This window comes from Candidatus Kryptonium thompsonii (assembly GCF_001535985.1).
Lineage (GTDB): Bacteria > Bacteroidota > Ignavibacteria > Kryptoniales > Kryptoniaceae > Kryptonium > Kryptonium thompsonii.
Map to the genome: position 1 here is coordinate 1 of NZ_CZVS01000014.1, position 15,827 is coordinate 15,827.

Annotated in this window: 16 protein-coding genes; 4 read left to right on the forward strand and 12 right to left on the reverse strand. The window is 37.1% G+C overall.

Features of this window, described 5'->3' with window-relative positions; genetic code table 11:
• The 10 genes from AWW78_RS02650 to efp all read right to left on the reverse strand — a co-directional run.
• Positions 1–696, reverse strand: a 696-nt coding sequence (locus AWW78_RS02650; RefSeq protein ID WP_047134087.1) for a DUF3108 domain-containing protein, incomplete at its 3' end; no start/stop codon positions are given.
• 3 nt (positions 697–699) lie between these two features.
• Entirely contained in the window at positions 700–1,512 is an 813-nt protein-coding gene (locus tag AWW78_RS02655; protein ID WP_047134088.1) for a coiled-coil domain-containing protein, read from the reverse strand.
• Positions 1,513–1,573: 61 nt separating this feature from the next.
• A complete protein-coding gene (locus AWW78_RS02660; protein ID WP_047134089.1) occupies positions 1,574–3,151 on the reverse strand; it encodes a S41 family peptidase in 1,578 nt (525 codons plus the stop codon).
• Positions 3,152–3,167: 16 nt separating this feature from the next.
• Entirely contained in the window at positions 3,168–4,772 is a 1,605-nt protein-coding gene (locus tag AWW78_RS02665; protein ID WP_047134090.1) for a capsule assembly Wzi family protein, read from the reverse strand.
• Entirely contained in the window at positions 4,769–5,497 is a 729-nt protein-coding gene (locus tag AWW78_RS02670; RefSeq protein ID WP_047134091.1) for a glycosyltransferase, read from the reverse strand. The genes AWW78_RS02665 and AWW78_RS02670 overlap by 4 nt, the downstream gene beginning before the upstream one ends.
• 74 nt (positions 5,498–5,571) lie before the next feature.
• Positions 5,572–6,906, reverse strand: coding sequence for an aminomethyl-transferring glycine dehydrogenase subunit GcvPA (gene gcvPA, locus AWW78_RS02675; RefSeq protein WP_047134092.1), 1,335 nt, complete (start codon positions 6,904–6,906; stop codon positions 5,572–5,574).
• A 29-nt stretch (positions 6,907–6,935) separates the two neighbouring features.
• Positions 6,936–7,319: a glycine cleavage system protein GcvH gene (gene gcvH, locus AWW78_RS02680; RefSeq protein WP_047134093.1), complete on the reverse strand. Its 384-nt coding sequence runs from the start codon at positions 7,317–7,319 to the stop codon at positions 6,936–6,938.
• Positions 7,320–7,339: 20 nt separating this feature from the next.
• Positions 7,340–8,692, reverse strand: a complete 1,353-nt coding sequence (gene accC / locus AWW78_RS02685) for an acetyl-CoA carboxylase biotin carboxylase subunit (RefSeq protein WP_047134094.1) — start codon at positions 8,690–8,692, stop codon at positions 7,340–7,342.
• 23 nt (positions 8,693–8,715) lie between these two features.
• On the reverse strand, positions 8,716–9,270 hold the full coding sequence (gene accB, locus AWW78_RS02690) for an acetyl-CoA carboxylase biotin carboxyl carrier protein (protein ID WP_047134095.1): 555 nt from the start codon (positions 9,268–9,270) through the stop codon (positions 8,716–8,718).
• 18 nt (positions 9,271–9,288) lie between these two features.
• Positions 9,289–9,849 carry an elongation factor P gene (gene efp, locus AWW78_RS02695; protein WP_047134096.1) on the reverse strand — a complete coding sequence of 187 codons (561 nt, stop codon included), beginning with the start codon at positions 9,847–9,849 and terminating at the stop codon, positions 9,289–9,291.
• Positions 9,850–10,006: 157 nt separating this feature from the next.
• On the opposite strand from efp, the gene hypA reads away from it, so the two are divergent.
• From hypA to hypF, 3 genes are read left to right on the forward strand one after another with little or no spacing between them, the layout of a single operon-like run.
• Positions 10,007–10,348, forward strand: a complete 342-nt coding sequence (gene hypA / locus AWW78_RS02700) for a hydrogenase maturation nickel metallochaperone HypA (protein WP_047134097.1) — start codon at positions 10,007–10,009, stop codon at positions 10,346–10,348.
• Positions 10,349–10,372: 24 nt separating this feature from the next.
• Complete coding sequence (gene hypB / locus AWW78_RS02705) at positions 10,373–11,059, forward strand: hydrogenase nickel incorporation protein HypB (RefSeq protein ID WP_047134098.1); 687 nt, start codon at positions 10,373–10,375, stop codon at positions 11,057–11,059.
• A complete protein-coding gene (gene hypF, locus AWW78_RS02710) occupies positions 11,031–13,313 on the forward strand; it encodes a carbamoyltransferase HypF (RefSeq protein ID WP_047134099.1) in 2,283 nt (760 codons plus the stop codon). The genes hypB and hypF overlap by 29 nt, the downstream gene beginning before the upstream one ends.
• Here hypF and AWW78_RS02715 read toward each other — a convergent pair.
• Positions 13,310–14,056 carry a c-type cytochrome gene (locus AWW78_RS02715; RefSeq protein ID WP_047134100.1) on the reverse strand — a complete coding sequence of 249 codons (747 nt, stop codon included), beginning with the start codon at positions 14,054–14,056 and terminating at the stop codon, positions 13,310–13,312. The two genes, hypF and AWW78_RS02715, sit on opposite strands and share 4 nt — an antisense overlap.
• A gap of 57 nt (positions 14,057–14,113) precedes the next feature.
• Positions 14,114–14,497, reverse strand: coding sequence for a hypothetical protein (locus AWW78_RS02720; RefSeq protein ID WP_141651970.1), 384 nt, complete (start codon positions 14,495–14,497; stop codon positions 14,114–14,116).
• Between the two features lie 129 nt (positions 14,498–14,626).
• Between AWW78_RS02720 and AWW78_RS02725 the strand changes: the two genes are divergently transcribed.
• Complete coding sequence (locus tag AWW78_RS02725; protein ID WP_047134101.1) at positions 14,627–15,826, forward strand: alanyl-tRNA editing protein; 1,200 nt, start codon at positions 14,627–14,629, stop codon at positions 15,824–15,826.
• Position 15,827 lies beyond the last annotated feature (1 nt).

The window sequence follows — 15,827 nt, forward strand, 5'->3', positions numbered from 1 at the left end:
ACCAGTGAAGTCCCCGGTCAATCCGAAAAATCCAATATAGCTTGCTTTCCCATCGATTTCATAAGCATCAATCGGTTTGTCCAGTGCATCTATTTTTATTTTTGTTTTCTTTTTGCCAAAGTTTATGATTGTAATTCCTTTTACTCCTTCAACAAATGTCGGCACTACCATCGTTTTAGATTGCTTAAAATTCGCTCGCGCATAATAAAAAAGAGATGGACCATCACAATACATGGTTAAAACTTTAACCGTATCTATCCTTTGCCCTTTCGTATTATACTCGAAGTTTTGATAATTTTTCTCAACAATATAAGCTGATAGATTTTTAGAAAACCAATACTTAACACTTTGGTAATACTTTCGCTCGTTAAGCTCACTGTAATATCTTCTTGCCACAAATCTCGAATCAAAAATCGCCTCAAAGCTAGCATGGATATCAATAAATGGAACAGAATAAGAATCAACATTTACTCTAACCTTATAAAACTCAATTCCGTTTTCAATGAACTTATCAACAACCTTGAACCTTATTTGACCAAGCTTAAAGAAAAGATACTTGACCTCATAAATTAGTTCCTCGCCTACTTGAATGAACGATGTATTAAATGACTTATCGAATTTTTCAAATTCCTGTTGAGAAACTAATTGCGTAGTTATAAATGATATTGTGAAAATTAGGATAAAACTAAAACGCATGCTCTATTCACTAGAACCAGATGCTTTTCTTTGCGCTCTTCTTCTCGCTGCTAACTTCTCCTCAAGTTTTTCTTCAATTCGTTGCTGTGCTGAAATTATTCTCTCTTCAAGTATTTTTTGATACGCTATTACTTCACTGGTTTGTTGTTTGAGAACATCAATTATTGTTTTTAAATCATTTGCAGTTACATCAATTTTTCCAGTAGCGGTTTCAAAGCTATCAATTATATTTTTCTCAGCTGATTTTGTTAACTTTGAAAGATTTATCATTCCAAAGGCCACGCCAGCTGAAAGGATTATAACGATAATAAACCCAACCACGAGCGTTGCTTTGTTTGAACCAAGCTTTGAGATAATTTCATCAAATTTTGAACTGCTTTCATCAATTTTAGTGGAAACTTCCCTTACGCCCTGGTTTACTTCACCAATGGAGCGTTTTACATCGCTGATTTCGGTTCCAACGCTTGAAACTTTCTCATCAACTTTGGAAATGCGATTTCTTAAATCATAACTTTGCGTCTCAACTCTACTGACCCTTTTAGAGAGTTGCTCTGTCTCGGATGAAATTGTTGATATTTTTGAATCAATTTTTTCAATTTTTGATGACAGTTCTTCTCTTATTTGATTCACACTTTGATTTAACTTTTGTTCAAACTCTCCACGAATTTCGTCAACCTTTCCCTTAAATGAGTTATCCATAGCTTCGAGTTTTTTCATTACATCATCGACGGAATATTTCGTTGTCTGCTGTTGAGCCTGTGCGAAGATATTCATGGCAAGTGCAAAAATTAAAAATAGCGCTTGTAACAATTTCATTTTCTCACCGAAATTTATTTTTAAATAAACAGCTTCCGCCTAAAAGCGGAAGCTGTTAAACCTATTTACTGCTCGCTAAAAGTTTCTCCGCCTGCGGCATCAACTCAAGGGCTTTTTGAAATTGTTCATCAACTTCAAGCATTATCGGATACCAACCCTCATTCCTCCAAATGAATCTTGCTATATGCGCCTTTAAAATGGCTTTGATATATGCCATGTCTTTTTGATATTGCTCCTCATCCCATTTTATTCCTTTGGAAACGACGAAGTTTTTGAATTCATTGAGCATTTCATCCGTTATCTGGAAGTTTTTTCTAAAATATTCAAAGTTATTCGCATATTTAGCCCTTATTTCATTCCCTTTATTGTCCATGAAGTTTGAAATAAAGATGTAGAATAAATTTTGCCTTCTTATGTTGACAGAAAGATCAGTCAAAGTCTGAGTTTTCACGAAAAAGTCTGGTGCAATTCCGCCACCCCCATAAACAGGTCGGGATAAAATTTTTGTGTTGTAAGCTATTTTCACTGAATCTTTACCTTTGCCGGGATGTTCGGCTAATGCTGTATATTTCTTTCCTTCATATGGTTTCTGAATCAATCTTCCACTTGGGGTATAGTATCTCGCTGTCGTTAATCTGATTGCAGAACCATCGTTTAATGGAAATTGTCTTTGCACAAGCCCCTTACCAAATGTAGTATCACCAACCACAAGTCCTCTGTCCCAATCCTGTATCGCACCCGCAACGATTTCGCTTCCCGATGCTGAACCTTGATTAACAAGCACAATGACAGGGACATCTTCAAGAACTCCTTCTGATGTTGCATAAAATTCTTCATTGTATTCAGGAAGGCGTCCCTTTGTGTAAACTATCAATTTCCCCTTGGGGAGAAACTCATCCGCAAGCCTCACAGCTTCGGAAAGAAGTCCGCCGGGGTTATTCCTCAAGTCAAGGATAAGTTTCTTCATACCTTGAGACTTCAACTTTTGAACAGCCTCTTTAAACTCACGATCTGTCGTCTCAGAAAATCTATTTACGCTTATATAACCGACATCTTTTGATACCATCACAGCAACATCAACACTATAGATTGAAATTTTATCCCTTGTTATAACAAAATCAAGCAATTCCTTAACCCCGGGTCTTAGGATTGTAACCTTTACCTTCGTTCCCTTTGGACCACGAAGTTTCTTTATAACATCTTCATTTTTCAATCCTATCGCCGGTTCATCATCTATCTTGATTATTTTATCCCCAGCCATTATGCCAAGTTGTTCGCTCGGACCCCCAGCAATCGGTGAAACAACATTTATAGTATCATTAATGATCGTGAATTCAATGCCAATTCCTTCAAAGCTACCCCTTATATCTTCATTCACCCTTTCCATTGCTTTAGCGGGAATATATACCGAGTGCGGGTCAAGGACACCAAGCATTCCTTCTATGGCAGCTTCTACAAGTGTTTGCGTATCAACTTTATCGACATAATTTTTTCTCGTCAGATTCAAGACATCGTTAAGTTTCATTATCTGTATATAAACATCATCGGTTGAAAGCAAACTGTTTAGATTTGCCCCAATTACCACTCCAACAATAAGAGTAATTATTATAGTCAACGGCGAAAATTTTTGCCTAAACATTTTTTCTTTACCTCCTTTAATAATCTACTTTTATTTTGAGGTAAGTTAAAAAATTTTTTTCATTTTTTCCAATACCTAATCCAAGCACAATATCTTTCTTTATCTCCCAAATCAAATCGAAGCCGAATCTGAAGTTATTTTCAACGATTCCATCAAGAAATTTCACTTTTTCAGCGTCCCATATTCGATGTCCGAGATTGAAATCACCTCCAACATTTATTGTGTCAGAACCAGCTACAGGGTTTTTCCCATGCCTTATTTTTTCTCCAAAAATCGTCAATATCGCTCTTTTTGAGAGAAGATAAACAATTTTAATGAAAAAATCATCTGAATTTGGCCCAATTTGGTGTCCTAATAAAAAACCATTGTGCGTGTAATTGTTTTCATTAAACTTGTGAGAGTAAACATATGGCTCAATCCTTGTGTATTCAAATATAAGATCAGCGTCTTTTACAAAATCGGCGAAATAAAATCCAACTTGATAACCAAGTTCGTTGCCATACCAGCCAGTGCCAATAGTTGGAAAGTTTATATCGTCAATTAAAACTGTTCCGTAAATTTGAAAATTTTTAAAAATGTTTGATTTGAAATCAAAACCAAGAAGTGTATTATCTCTATCTTGGAGCGAATGTTCGGCAGATTTGTAAAAGTTGATTGGATTAAGATAGGCAAGTTCTGGGAAACGCTTCGTGTAGATAACACCTTCCCAAACTCCGAAGTTGAACTTGTCCCAAAAGTTAAAATTTAACCTATGGGTTGCAAGATATTTTGAATTTATAACTGTCATATTACCTGCGATGGTGTCTGGAATTATAAACTTTGCACCGAGAAGCCATGAGTGGAGAAAATCGTAAGATACACCTTTGTATTTAAATCGAATTTTTAAGAAATCGAAAACTGGTGAAGTTTGCGAGACGAAAAGCTTGCCAGAAAATCCATAGCCCTGCGTTATCAATTCTCTGCCAAGTTGAAAACTCAAATGGTTTGTTTGATACTTTATGTATGCTTCGGTAAAGTCAAAGTTAACCGAGCCTTGCTCGTTAAATTTATAATTTTGCTTTAATCTTAAATCTTCAAGCGCCAGTTCTTTACTCCCAAAGGATTGTCCGTCTGTTGATTGAATGTAAAATCCAAGTTTACCACCGTATGTTCCCCTTAATCTTCCGCCAATTTCAGCTAAAGCGACCTTTGAATTTTTCGCAAACCTTACATCAAGGTTAAAAAGTAAATCGGCGAAGAAATTAATGTTTGAATCTCTATAAGCGTAAAGATATTTCGCTTTGTCCGAAAAAATTCCATCTTTGAATTTAAATCCATCGTTCAAGATCGATGTTTCAAAAAAATTTTCACTTTTCAATTCATTTTCAAACTCGATCATCAAGAGTTCAAGATATCCTTGTTCCTTTGTGCTTAACTTGTCACGCTTTGAGTAAATCTCTTTTAGAAAATTTGCAACCTCGCTTCTTGAGATCGGCAGGGAAGCGTCATCAAAATTTTTAATTATGCCCCTTACCTCCATTCTTTTTAAAAAGGCGTATACGCTGTGCGAGACAGGAACATTTTCAACTTGTGAGAAGATATTGGCTGAAAAAATAAAAAGAATTAAAAAAAACTTTTTCATCTTACCATATCCCACTTGCTTGAGATCGACTTTTTAAATAAGATAATTGAAACGGAGTTAAAAAACCACAAAGCAATGGTTCGCAGGTAGCCGTATTTTCTATATCTTCTCGGCGATTCATAGATTTTAACTCCGTAAACATTTATTATCTTCCCAAGGCGACGAAGTCGCACATACAGTTCGAAATCTTCACCAGCCACGAGTTTATCATTGTATCCATTTATGCTGAAGAAAACTTCTCTTTTTACAACATTACATTCACCTCTTCCCATTCCAAGCCCTATGACATTTAAAAGCGCAAAAAATTTATTTAGAAACCAGTGAAATATTTTGTCTTTAAATGTTTCCTCTTCGGGGTAAACTTCAACTTCAAAAGAGAGAGCAACCACTTGTGGCATTTTCATCAGATTATTGCATAATTTGAAAAATGTATCAATATCACTTATTCTTGCATCTGCATTTAAAAAAACAAGTATCTCTCCATTTGAGTTTAAAGCCCCAAGATTTCTTCCACTTGCAATGGTTTGTTTTTCCCCTAATTCATTTAAAACAATTTTATCGGCGAATCTTTTAGCTATTTCAATTGTATTATCTGTGCTTCCCCCGTCGCTTATTATAACTTCAACATCGTAATTTTGTTTCACTTCATTTGTGAATGTTTTTTCTGCCCAAAGGAGTGTTCTTTCTTCGTTTAGGGTTGGGATTATAACGGAAAATCGTTTCATTAGGGGCTTGGGATGTTTAACTTTTTGGCACTTCTATAAAAAATAGGGGGCGAAAGTCGCCCCCAAAGAATTAATTACAAGCTTTTTAACTCTTCAACGAATAAATCCATTTCTTTCTTTGTTCTTTTCTCGGTCACAGCAATTAACAAGCCGTCCCCATAGCCAGAAAACTTTGATAAGTCAATTCCAGGTAGAATTTTTTTAGCCTGTAACTTTTCTTTGATCTTGGATGCAGGAATAGGAGTTTGAACGACAAATTCCTTGAAGAACGGTTGATTATATTTCAGTTTAAAGCCATCGATTTTTGAAATTTGTTCAGCAAGATAATGACTCTTTTGGAGACAAAGGGTTGCAACTTCCCTCAATCCTTGTTTTCCCATCAAAGCCATATAAACTGTCGCAGCGAGCATCATCAAGCCTTGGTTTGTGCAGATATTTGAAGTTGCCTTTTCTCTTCTTATATGCTGTTCTCTAGTTTGAAGTGTAAGGGTAAAACCACGCTCACCATTTCTATCGATTGTAACTCCAGAAAGTCGTCCTGGAATTTTTCTGATTAAAAACTCTTTTGTAGCGAAAATACCAAGATATGGGCCACCGAAACTTAGTGGAATTCCAAGCGATTGTCCCTCGCCAATGACTATATCTGCACCATATTCGCCTGGTGGAACTAAAATTCCAAGCGAAATTGGATCAATCGCAACTATGAACAAAGCTCCCTTGCTATGTGTGAGTTTTTCAATCTCAAACACATCTTCAATATTTCCAAAGAAATTTGGCTGCTGAACAACAACGCAAGCTGTTTGATCTGTTATTTTAGCTTTTAAATCATCAATATCGCAAACGCCTGAATCAAATTTAGTTAGTTTAACATTTGCTCTTCTTGGGTGTGTATAGGTTCGAACTACAGTTAAATAATTTGGGTTAACTGGTCCAGCGATGACAACCTCATTTCTTCCAGTATAACCAAGCGCAAGTAAAACTGCTTCCGCAAGTGCACTTCCACCATCATACATAGAGGCGTTTGCAACATCCATTCCAGTCAACCTGCAGATCATGCTTTGATATTCATAGATCGCTTGAAGCGTTCCCTGACTTACTTCGGCTTGATACGGAGTATAAGCGGTGTAAAATTCAGATCTACTTATTATTGTGAAAACAGCAGATGGTATGAAGTGATCATATGCTCCACCGCCAAGAAATGAAATTGCGTGATTTAAGTCAAGATTTTTTTCGGATATGCTTTGAAGTTCTTTTAAAACTTCATATTCAGAGAGAGGCTCGGGAAGTTTTAAATCTTCCTTTAATCTTATCTCTTCAGGTATATCTGAGATCAATTCCTCAAATGATGAAACGCCGATTGCCTTTAGCATTTCTTGCCTATCTTCATCGGTATTTGGAACGAAGCCCATTTTATGTGCTCCCTTAAATTTTAAAGTTTTTACTTGCCTATAAGTTTTCGGTAATCTTCCGCAGAGAGAAGATTGTTAAGTTCGTTTAGATCCTTGATTTTAATTTTGATTATCCAGCCTTCACCATAAGGATCCTTGTTAATTAGTTCGGGTGAGCTTTTCAGCTTTTCATTTACTTCAATTATTTCGCCTGAAACAGGTGCAAAAAGATCAGCAACTGTTTTTACAGCTTCGATTGTTCCAAATGATTCAAGTTGTTTTACAACTTTTCCAATTTGTGGAAGTTCAACATATACAATATCACCAAGTTCACTTTGAGCATACTCTGTTATCCCAACAACGCCAATGGAGTTATCTTCAACCCTTATCCATTCATGTTCTTTTGTGTACTTTAGGTTTTCTGGGAATTGCATGGCTTTCTCCTTTTTAGGTTTTAATCATTCATATTAAATTTAAGGTCGACAAATTTTGTATCGTAGTCAACCCCACTTCTAAATTCGGGTGAATTTAAAAGTTTTATATGAAATGGAATTGTCGTATGTATACCCTCGATTACGAACTCTTCAAGTGCCCTCAACATTCTTGCAATCGCTTCGTCCCTTGTTCTCCCATGGGCAATTAATTTTGCTATCAACGAGTCATAGTAAGGTGGGACAACATAATCCTGATAGATATGTGAATCTACTCTAATGCCAAAACCGCCGGGGAAGTGAAGTCCAGTTATTTTTCCAGGCGAGGGCCTGAATCCGTTGTACGAGTCTTCCGCATTTATTCTGCATTCGATGGCGTGCCCGTTGGGTTTTAATTGCCTTTGTTTTATGTTAAGTTTTTCACCTGCTGCAATTCTAATTTGTTCTCTTACTATATCTATACCATAGACCATTTCTGTCACCGGATGCTCAACTTGAATTCGGGTGTTCATTTCCATGAAGTAAAAGTTTCCATTCTTGTCGACAAGAAATTCAATTGTTCCAGCGTTTCTATATTTAACGCTTTTTGCTCCTTTTACAGCTGCCTGGCCCATCGCTTCGCGAAGCCCAGGAGTTACAATCGGAGATGGTGATTCCTCTACTAATTTTTGATGCCTTCTTTGAATTGAGCAGTCCCTTTCCCCAAGATGTATTACATTGCCGTATTCATCCGCAAGGATTTGAATTTCGATATGCCTCGGTCTTTCAATGAATTTTTCAATATAAACTGCTGGATTTCCAAAAGCAGCTTCCGCTTCTGCTCTTGCTGTTTGCCATGCGTTTTCAAGTTCGCTTTCATCGTTTACCATTCTCATACCTTTTCCACCGCCACCTGCAGCAGCTTTCAGCATTATTGGATAGCCGATCTCATTTGCAATTTCTCTCGCTTCTTCTAATGTTTCAACAACACCATCACTTCCAGGAATCACAGGAACCCCTGCCTTTCTCATTGTTTCTTTCGCCAATGCCTTATCACCCATCGCTTCAATTGCATCTGGCGTCGGACCGATGAACTTTATCCCCGATGATTCGCAAATTTCAGCAAACATCGCATTTTCAGCTAAAAAACCATAACCTGGGTGAATTGCCTCGGCGTTTGTTATCTCAGCTGCTGCAATTATCCTTGGAATGTTAAGATAACTATCCTTGCTTGGTCCTGGACCTATACAAACTGCTTCATCTGCAAATCTAACGTGGAGGGAGTATCTATCTGCTTCGGAATAAACCGCAACTGTCTTTATGCCAAGCTCTTTGCAGGTTCTGATGATCCTTAAAGCTATTTCACCTCTATTGGCGATTAAAATCTTTTTAAACAATTTTTCCCATAAAATTTTTTTCTTTAATCGAGAAGCTCGATGAGGAAGAGAGGCTGGCCATATTCAACGGGTTGAGCGTTCTCAACAAGGATTTTGGCAACTATGCCGTGGACATCAGATTCAATTTCATTCATAAGTTTCATCGCTTCAACTATACAGAGAACTGTTCCAGGGAAAACCTCATCGCCAACTTTAACATACGGCTCTGCATCTGGAGCGGGCGCTCGGTAAAATGTTCCAACTATTGGAGATTTTATCTCATGATATTTTTTACCTTTTTCAACAACTGGAACCTCCGTTGCACCAGCGCCTTTTTCTTCTTTTGGAGCTTCAACTTTGGTTTCAGGGGTTTGAACTTGAGGTATAGTCATAGGTTGCTGAACTGCTCCAATCGGTGGATAAAATGGAAACGGAATTGGAATAAAGTTCGGGAATGAGTTCGTGCTGGATTGTGCAACGGTCTCACCCTTACGGTTTTTGCTTATCCTTAGCCTTGAACCCTCGATCTCTATTTCAACTTCTTCAACACCGCTTTCGTCAACCGCTTTAATGAGTTCTTTAATATAATTTAAATCCATCTTTGTTTAGTTCTCCTTTTATTTTACTCTTTCAACATATTCGCCTGTTCTTGTGTCAACCCTAATTTTTTCGCCCTGCTCAATGAACAATGGAACATTTATAACAGCACCAGTTTCAAGCTTCGCTGGCTTCATTACATTTGTTACAGTGTCCCCCTTAATTCCAGGCTCTGTTTCAACAACTTCAAGTTCAACAAAGGTTGGAAGCTGAATTCCAAGGATTTGGTCACCGTCGAATAAAATATCAACAGTTTCATTTTCCTTCATGAACAAAGCGTTATCCCCAACAAGATCAGACGGAACATGGATTTGATCAAATGTTTCAAGATCCATAAAAACAAATTCATCCCCATCTTTATACAAAAATTGAAATTTTCTAAAATCGAGCCTCACTATTTCAATTTCTTCACCTGAATCAAAAGTTTCCTCTAAAATCCTTCCTGTCTTGACATCTTTAAGTTTAACCCTTACAAATGCACCACCACGACCTCTCTTGACGTGCTGAAAATCAATAATTGTGTAGACTTTACCGTTATATCTTATGTTCAAACCATTCCTAATATCAGCAGTTGTAGCCATAATTTCTTAAGTTTTGTTTCGGATATGCTTTGAAAATATAAATAAAACCCCTAACAAAAGCAAGAATCAAGGCTTTAAAGCGCAAAACAGCTAAAATTTCGTTGATTGTTTTCAGAAAATTCTTAAATTATATTAAAATTTTGGCTGTCGATTTTAAATGCACGAACTTTCCATTGCACAAAGTATTATTGAAATTGCTGAGAATATCGCAAGGGAAAATGATTCAAAAGCAGTTAAAAAAATTAAAGTTCAAATCGGAGAGTTTTCTGGTGTGGTAAAAGAAGCATTGGAGTTTTCTTTTGATATAGCGAAAGTTGGGACAATTGCTGAAAACGCTGAACTTGAGATTGAAATAGTTAAGTTTAAGTCAATCTGCAATTTCTGTGGATTTGTTCTTGAAACAATGAATGATTTTAATTTATTTTGTCCCAATTGCTCCGAACCGATGAGCATTATCTCGGGCAGGGAGATGAGAGTTGAATATATCGAAATTGAGTAGATAAAAATAAATTTGGGGCTTGCAATGCACAAAATTGATGTCGGCACGAAAATTCTTCAAGCGAATGAGGAAATAGCCTTGGAGAACAAAGAACTATTTAGAAAATGGGGAGTTTTCACGGTAAATTTGATGTCAGCCCCTGGTGCTGGGAAAACATCTGTTCTTGAAGTGATGATCAAACATCTTAAGGATGATCTTGCTATTGCAGTAATTGAGGGGGACTTGCAAACGACGGTTGATGCCGATAGGATAAAAGCATTGGGTGTTCCTGCGTATCAGATAACAACTGGTAATGTCTGCCATCTTGATGCTCGTATGGTTCATAACGTGCTTCATGAGTTTAAAGTTGATGGATTTGACATACTTTTTATTGAAAATGTTGGAAATCTCGTTTGTCCAGCCGAGTTTTACCTTGGTGAGGATTTGAGGGTTATGGTTTATAGCGTTGTTGAAGGGGCAGAAAAACCTAAAAAATATCCGCTTATGTTTCATGAAGTTGAGGTTGTCCTGTTAAATAAAATTGATCTTTTACCATACGCTGGGGTTGAATTAAAAGAACTTGAAAAAAATGTTCTTGAAGTGAATCCAAATGCAAAGATTTTCCCAATTTCATGTAAAACTGGCGAAGGGATTGAAAGTTGGATAAATTGGTTTAAAAACAGGGTTGAAAAATTCAAGGAAAATGTTAAAAGCTCAAAAGATTTACATTGAGGGAATTGTCCAAGGAGTTGGATTTAGGCCATTTATTTTTAAGCTTGCGAATGAGTTTAATTTGAAGGGTTATATTTATAACGATACGAATGGTGTCTATATTGAGGTTGAAGGCGAAGAGGAAGCAGTAAATGAGTTTATAAAGGAAATCCCTAAAAAAGCCCCGCCACTTTCGTTAATCGAAAAAATAGTTTGTGAGCCTTCTGAGGTAAAGGGTTATAAAGAGTTCTTCATCGAGAAGAGCAAAGAAGGTGAGGAAAAGTTCGTTTTAATTTCGCCCGATGTCTCAACATGCGAGGATTGTCTTAGAGAACTTTTTGATCCCGCCGATAGAAGGTTTAGATATCCGTTTATAAACTGCACAAATTGTGGTCCAAGATTTACTATTATAATCGATGTGCCTTACGATAGACCGAAGACGACGATGTCAGTTTTTAAGATGTGCGATAAATGTGAACACGAATATCATGATCCTTCAAACCGAAGGTTTCATGCCCAGCCCAATGCCTGTCCTGTTTGTGGTCCCCAAATTAAACTTCTTGACAAAAATCTGGATGAGGTAAATTGTGATGATGTTATAAAAGAAACTTCGAAAATTTTACGCGATGGTTTTATAGTCGCAATAAAAGGACTTGGCGGTTATCACCTGGCTTGCGACGCTTTGAATAATGAAGTGGTCGCTGAATTAAGAAAAAGAAAATTGAGGATCGAAAAACCGTTTGCAATTATGATCCCAAGCGTTGAATGGCTTGATAAAATTTGTGAATACGACGAAAGCGAGATAAAACTTTTAACATCAATTCAACGCCCAATCGTTTTGATGAAAAAGAAGAAAAATTGCCCCATAGCTTATGAAGTAGCACCGCGAAATTCTTATCTTGGGGTTATGTTGCCATATACTCCGCTTCATCATCTTCTTTTGAAGGAGGTAAATATTCCCCTTGTCATGACAAGTGGAAATTTGACCGAAGAACCGATAGCGTATAAAGATGATGATGCTTTTGAAAGGTTGCGAAATATAGCTGACTTTTTCCTTGTTCATAATAGGGAGATCCACATACGCTGTGATGATTCGGTTGCAGCTGTGATTTCTGGGAAGCCGACGATGATAAGGCGTTCGCGTGGATATGTACCTTATCCAATTAGAATACCGTTTGAAGCAAAGGAACATGTTTTGGCTGTGGGCGGGCATCTAAAAAATACTTTTTGTTTTTTGAAGAGAAGGTATGCTTTTTTAAGCCATCATATAGGTGACCTTGAGAATTGGGCTACCTTAAAATCATTAATTGAGGGAGTTGAACATTTTAAAAAACTTTTTGATTTAAATCCCAAAATCCTTGCGTACGATATGCATCCGGAGTATCTCTCCACTAAATACGCTCTTGAGCTTGACATCCCGATTAAAGTCCCAGTTCAACATCATCATGCACATGTCGTTAGCTGTATGGCAGAGAATAATTTATCTGAACCTGTGATTGGGGTTGCATTTGATGGAACAGGCTTTGGAATTGATGGCAAGATATGGGGTGGAGAGTTTTTAATTGCTGAACTTTCAAAGTTTGAGAGATTTGCTCACTTTGAATATGTCCCACTTCCGGGAGGCGAAGTTTCAATAAAAGAGCCATGGAGGATGGCGGTTTCATATCTTTATCACACATTTGGGCATGATTTTGTAAACATTGAAATTCCATTTGTTAAAAATTTATTTGAGGAAAGAGAAAACAAACTTAAGATTCTTTTGCAAATCATAGATAAAAAAATCAACTCACCTTTTACTTCCGCTGTTGGAAGGTTGTTTGATGCGATTTCTGCGCTTTGTCAGGTTAGATTAAATGTTAACTATGAAGCTCAAGCAGCGATGGAATTTCAAATGCTTGCCGATGAAAATGAAGACGGATATTACTGGTTTGAAATTAATGATGGTTCAAAGCCATTAGTGGTGAACTTTAAACCGTGCGTTGAACAAATTGTTGAAGACCTTGCCAATGGTGTGCCAATTCCCAAAATCTCTGGAAAATTTCACAACACAATTGCGAACACAATTTGTGAAGTTTCACGCAGAGCAAGGGTTGAAACGGGGTTAAATAAGGTCGTCTTAAGTGGTGGGGTTTTCCAAAATTCTCTGCTTGTGGAAAAGACAGTTTTAAAACTCACCAAACTTGGTTTTGAAGTTTACACCCATTCAAAGGTTCCGCCGAACGATGGGGGGTTATCGCTTGGACAAGCAGTGGTAGCTTTGTTCAGTGTCGTTTAGAAATTTTCTTTCCTTAACCATTCGATGTAGGAAATCAAGTAATTTATTTCATTTTCGCTTAAAACATTTTTATAAGCGGGCATTTTGACAATCTGATTTTTAAGAAATATATTTGCAATTGGATTCTTTTCAAGTCGTTTTATCTTTCCGTCCAATATCCACTCTTTAAGTTCATTTTCATCTTTGACGAGGTCTTTGAAGTCCTTCCCATCCCACCCAGGTATATAACCTTTGAATGAACCTTTATTTGGCATACCGCCCATACCGTAGGGACCGTGGCAGCCGAAGCAACCCAAATTTTTCGCTATCTCATAGCCAACCTTTGCGCTGTCGTTATCTATCTCGATCAATTCCATAACCGCATTAAGGTAGGAAATCAAATAGTTTAGTTCCTTTTCAGAAATAATTTTTTCGTATGCTGGCATTTTTATAATCCCGCCGTGCTCGGTGTTTTGCAATCTTTTAGGCTTTCCGTAGAGAATCCATTCTTTTAACTCATCTTCACTTAGAATAAACATCATCGCTGTTCCACCTTGCCATGATGGGATTTCGTGATAGCGATATTTAGGGTTCTGTATGCCTCCTTGTCCTTCAAAACCGTGACAATTGAAACAACCATATTTGAGGGCAACTTCTCTACCTTTCCATACCGATGTATGATTAGGGGAAGTTATGATGAGCCAGGAAATGATCAGTATAAATACAATGGCGAATATAATCAGCAACCAAATGCTTCGTTTCATCCTCCATTTTATTTTATTATTAAAAAGGGCAGGCTGAAAACCTGCCCGTTATAAGAATTACTTTGCTGGTTCAACAGATTCAATTACAACCCCAGGCAAACCACCACGCTGATATAAGACACCTGTTATCGTCACTTTTTCAGCTGCATAATTTTTTAACTTTTCATACGGCTCTGACTTTGAATGGTTTTCAACTATGAGATATACTTTCCCATCATCTGTTAAAATTCCAATCGGTGCACCCCCTTTAATGCACATGTCCGCACATTTTTTATGCTCAGCCCCTTTTTTTTCTCCAGCAATATAGCAAGCAAGATCGAGAACCTCACCTTTAAAGGTTACCTTCTTAGTCTCAGTTTTCTGCTGGGCTGGAAGAGATGAAAAGAAAAAGATGGTGATCAAAGGAATAAGAAGACTAAAAAAGAATTTCGCTAACCGCATCGTAGCACCTCCAAGTTTTGTTGTTAAATTCGGCTTACAATTTCTAACAAATTGATGCGGTTTAGAGTTTCTTGAATTTTTGAAAATCAGCTCCACAGCATGTAAATTTAATAAAAAATTCAGTTTTCAATGGCACGCAAACTTTACTATAGCGACAGTTATACCACGCAATTTAGAGCAAGGGTGATAGATGTTAAAAATCATAATGGACAAACCGCTGTCATACTTGATGAGACTTATTTTTATCCAACATCAGGGGGACAAGAGCATGACACTGGACTAATTGATAACGCAAGGGTTATTGATGTTATAGAGTCAGAAGATGGTGAAATTTTACACATAATTGACGGAAACTTGTCCCATGGTGAAGTCGAGTGTCAAATTGATTGGGATAGAAGATTCTCAAATATGCAACAACATACAGGTCAGCATATACTCTCAAGGGCTTTTGAGGTTTTGCTAAATTGCGAAACTATATCATCAAGACTTGGGGACGATGTTGGAACGATTGATCTTGACATTGAAAAGTTAGATTATGATAAAGTTCACGAAGTTGAATTTCTGGCTAATCAAATTGTTTGGGAAAACAGAGAGGTTAAAATTCATTTTGTCAATGATTCAGAAATTACAAAATTTCCGTTGAGAAAACCGCCAAAGGTATCTGGCACGATTAGAATTATTGAGGTAAGCGATTTTGATTACTCCCCTTGTGGTGGAACGCATGTTTCAAGGACTGGCGAAATAGGGTTGATAAAAGTTAAAAGGTGGGAAAGAGTCAAGGGCGGATTAACAAGGGTTGAATTTGTCTGTGGTGTAAGGGCGTTAAGGGATTATCAGATAAAAAATAAAGTTTCAAATGAGCTTGTCGCACTTTTAAGTGTTCGTGATTTGGAACTCGTCGAGCAAGTAAATAAAATTCTTGAGGCGCAGAAGGAAAAACAAAGGTTGATAAATTTCCTGACTGAAAAATTAATTGAGTTCGAAGCTGAGAGATTGATTCGGGATTCGGAAAAGGTGAACGGGGTAAATTTTGTCAGCGTAAGTTTTGAAAATAGAAACATTGATGAGTTAAAAATTTTGGCTCGCAAGTTAATCCAAAATCCCAAAACCATTTCTGTTCTTGCTTCCAAATTTGGCGGTGCAAATTTTATAATGGCAAGGTCAAGCGATGTTGAAATAAATTTAAGAGAGATTTTGAACGAGATTTTAAACTCGACTGGCGGTAGAGGTGGTGGGAAAGATGATTTTGTTCAATTTGGTGGATCTTTAGAAAAGTTTGAAGAGATGTTCAAAATTAGCGTTGATAGATTGAAAACAAAAATTTCTTGAA